The sequence below is a fragment of the Microcoleus sp. OTE_8_concoct_300 genome (genome assembly GCF_031383065.1).
In the GTDB taxonomy this organism is placed as follows: Bacteria; Cyanobacteriota; Cyanobacteriia; order Cyanobacteriales; family Microcoleaceae; genus Microcoleus.
Genome location: NZ_JANMZH010000283.1, coordinates 1 through 3,029, shown reverse-complemented (window position 1 = coordinate 3,029; position 3,029 = coordinate 1). Strand labels below are relative to the sequence as shown.

At 42.1% G+C, this 3,029-nt stretch carries 1 protein-coding gene; it reads left to right on the top strand.

Going from position 1 to position 3,029, the window contains the following annotated elements:
* The first annotated feature begins 45 nt into the window (after positions 1–45).
* Positions 46–2,715, top strand: a complete 2,670-nt coding sequence (locus tag ACUVJL_RS13485; protein WP_445246313.1) for an NACHT domain-containing protein — start codon at positions 46–48, stop codon at positions 2,713–2,715.
* Positions 2,716–3,029: the final 314 nt, after the last annotated feature.

Here is a 3,029-nt window from a genome sequence, read left to right as displayed (position 1 = left end):
CGCTATAATATTTCCAATTAAAGCATACAAATCGAGCAAAAAGCAATGGTAGATCCAGTCAGCGCGGGTTTGGGTTTGGGTTGGTTATTGGTCGGCCCTATTTTGCAAGACTTGGCTAAAGCAGCTTTAGACGACTACGTTAAAGATTTTTTTAAAGACTGCATTAAAGATGTTGAAGGACTTGCTAAAAAGCCCTTCGCTCAAAATGCTGTTCGCGAAGCCATTAAATATTTTACTCAATGCTTCGAGCAGGAATTGCAGCGATCGCACTTAGACAAAAAACAGATGCAGCAATACTTGCAACCTTTACGCCAATTTCTCAAACAACCTGATGTCAGGCAAGTTTTAGGAACTGCGTTTCAAGCCAATTGTAAATATTTAGACACTGGTATTTTAGCTCTGCACTGGCAAAATTTGCGCTTGCAACATCCGGTTAGACAGAATTTACCCACCTTCACTCGGATTGTACCTGCTAATTTTTTACAGGAGCAACCTGTTTCCTCGCTTCCCGATACGTTTAGTTGGGAACAAGTCGCAGAAAAGTATCTGAAAAGCGTTAAATTAATTATCCAGCACAATGCCGAACTCCGACAAATTTTAAACACAAATCAATTTGCCAGCATGGAGCGCAGTCTCGCAAGAATTGCTCCGATACCAGCTAAATTTAACTTAGCAAGTTATCAAGAAGGACTGCGAGAACTATATGAATATTCGTTGAATTTAGACAATTTAGATAAGAGGTCTGGAGAATACGAAGGAAAACTGACAATTAAAGAAATATTTATTCCCCAAAACGCGCGATCGTGTCAGGAATATTTGCCGAAAGATTATGAATTGCCCAAGGAGATTCAAAAGCGATTGCGGGAACGGGGGGACATAGCGGCCGAAGTAAGTCCAGAAGATTTGGAACGCCACCAAAAAGCTTATAGTCAACAGCAAACTCGCTCAGTGCTTGACGTGATTGATGATGTCACTTACCGTTATCTAGTAATTCTAGGCGATCCGGGTTCTGGGAAATCTACGCTATTAAAATATCTAGCGCTTCAGTGGGCAAAATTATCTGCCAATGACTTGTCACTGCACCCGATTCACTTACTGATTGAATTGCGGAAATACAATCGCAGTCAAGATGAAAAAAAGTGCGATAATTTTCTAGAATTTATCGAGCGCGACTCTAGTCGGATCGACCATTTAGACAAAAATATCCTGCACGAATGGCTGCAAGCTGGCCGCGCTGTCGTCATGTTTGACGGGCTAGATGAAGTGTTCGAGTTGGAAAAACGCAATCGGATTATTGACCAAATTCATAGCTTCACTCAAAAATATCCAACGGTGAAAACCATCGTCACTTCTCGGGTTATTGGCTACCAGCAGCAGCGGCTGAAAAATGCCGGATTTCATCACTTTATGCTGCAAGATTTTGAACCGGAACAGATTCAAGATTTTATCCAGAAGTGGCACGATTTGACATTGATAGATCGATTGAAAAAAGCTGCTCTTTTAGAACGCTTGCAGCAAGCGATTGCTGCATCAAATTCAATTCGAGAATTAGCTGGAAATCCGCTGTTGCTGACAATGATGGCAATTCTCAATCGCAATCAGGAGTTACCGCGCTTTCGGGCGAAACTCTATGAAGAAGCATCAAAAGTGCTGCTGCATAAATGGGACTTTGAAGTGAAAGAAAAACTAAATAATGACAGAATTGACCCTTATGTAATTGATGAAGAAGTCAAACAAAGTATCTGCGGGCGAATTGCCTACACAATGCAGTCTAGTGGCAAACAATTAGGAAATATTATTAGTCGCGAGGATGTGCGGCAAACTATTACTGATTCATTGAGCGGCTTGATGGGAACTGGGGCAACTGCTTGTGCTAAGTTGATGGTAGATCAACTGCGCGATCGCAATTTTATTTTGTGCTTCTTGGGTGGATACAATGAAGATTATTTTGCTTTTGTCCACCGCACGTTTTTGGAATATTTTTGTGCTTGGGAGTTTGTCCGGCAATTTGAGAAACAAAAAACGCTTGATATAAATGGTTTGATTGAAGTTTTTCGAGAGCATTGGCGAGATGAGTCTTGGCATGAAGTGTTGCGTTTAATGGCGGGGATGCTGGATGCTAATTTTACAGGTCAAATCCTAGAATACCTGATTGGTGAAAATGGGGAAGCAGACAAGTTTAGCAATCTGTTTTTGGCGGCGCAGTGTGTTTCCGAAGTCAAGAATAGAAATGAGATCGCTGCTATTGCTAGTCAATTGCGCGAGCGAGTTAAAGAGTTAACTAAATACGGAAATATCACTCATTCTACACATCCAGAATATCACATCGTAGTTTATCAAATTCCCCGGCAAGCAGTAGCAGCAGTTGCCGCCACTTGGAAAGATGACCCAGAAACCTTACCTTGGCTCAAACAATGCGCTCAATCAGACGATGATTCGCATATGCGACGTGCAGCAGTCCAAGAATTAGCACGGGGGTGGAAAGATGAGCCTGGAATATTTGAATTATTGTGCGATGTTGCTATCAATGACCCCTTTGAGCGCGAGTATGATGGGCAAGGCAACCCCCGGCAAACAGCTCTTGCAGCTATGATTAAGTTATATCCCGATCGCCCTCAAACTTTAGAACTTGTGCGCGATCGCGCTCAGAACGATTCTGACGAAAGACTCCGCGAATTTGCCCAGAAAAAATTGGCAGAATTAGAACGCGAATGAGCGAGATATTCGATCGCCGATCGCCATTTTTTCTAATTTTAGGAGTCGTTGGGTGGGGGCGGGTTTATGAGATTATTGGTTTTAAACATAGATGGTTGGTAAAACCCGCCCCTACGGAATTTTACATTATTAAAATCACCCTCATAAATAGTATAATTAAGCTTAGATACTTCTCGGAGACAACCACTATGCAAGTCACAACCGCAGAAATCATTTATCCTTCCAGCGACGGTCAGCCGATGGCAGAAAGCACCATTCAATACGAATTAATTGTCAAAATTAAAGAAGGTTGCGAATCGCTGTTTAAGAATGAC

Excerpts from the sequence above, each read along its gene's own strand:
- ACUVJL_RS13485 (WP_445246313.1), top strand. The coding sequence starts at position 46 with ATGGTAGATCCAGTCAGCGCGGGTTTGGGTTTGGGTTGGTTATTGGTC.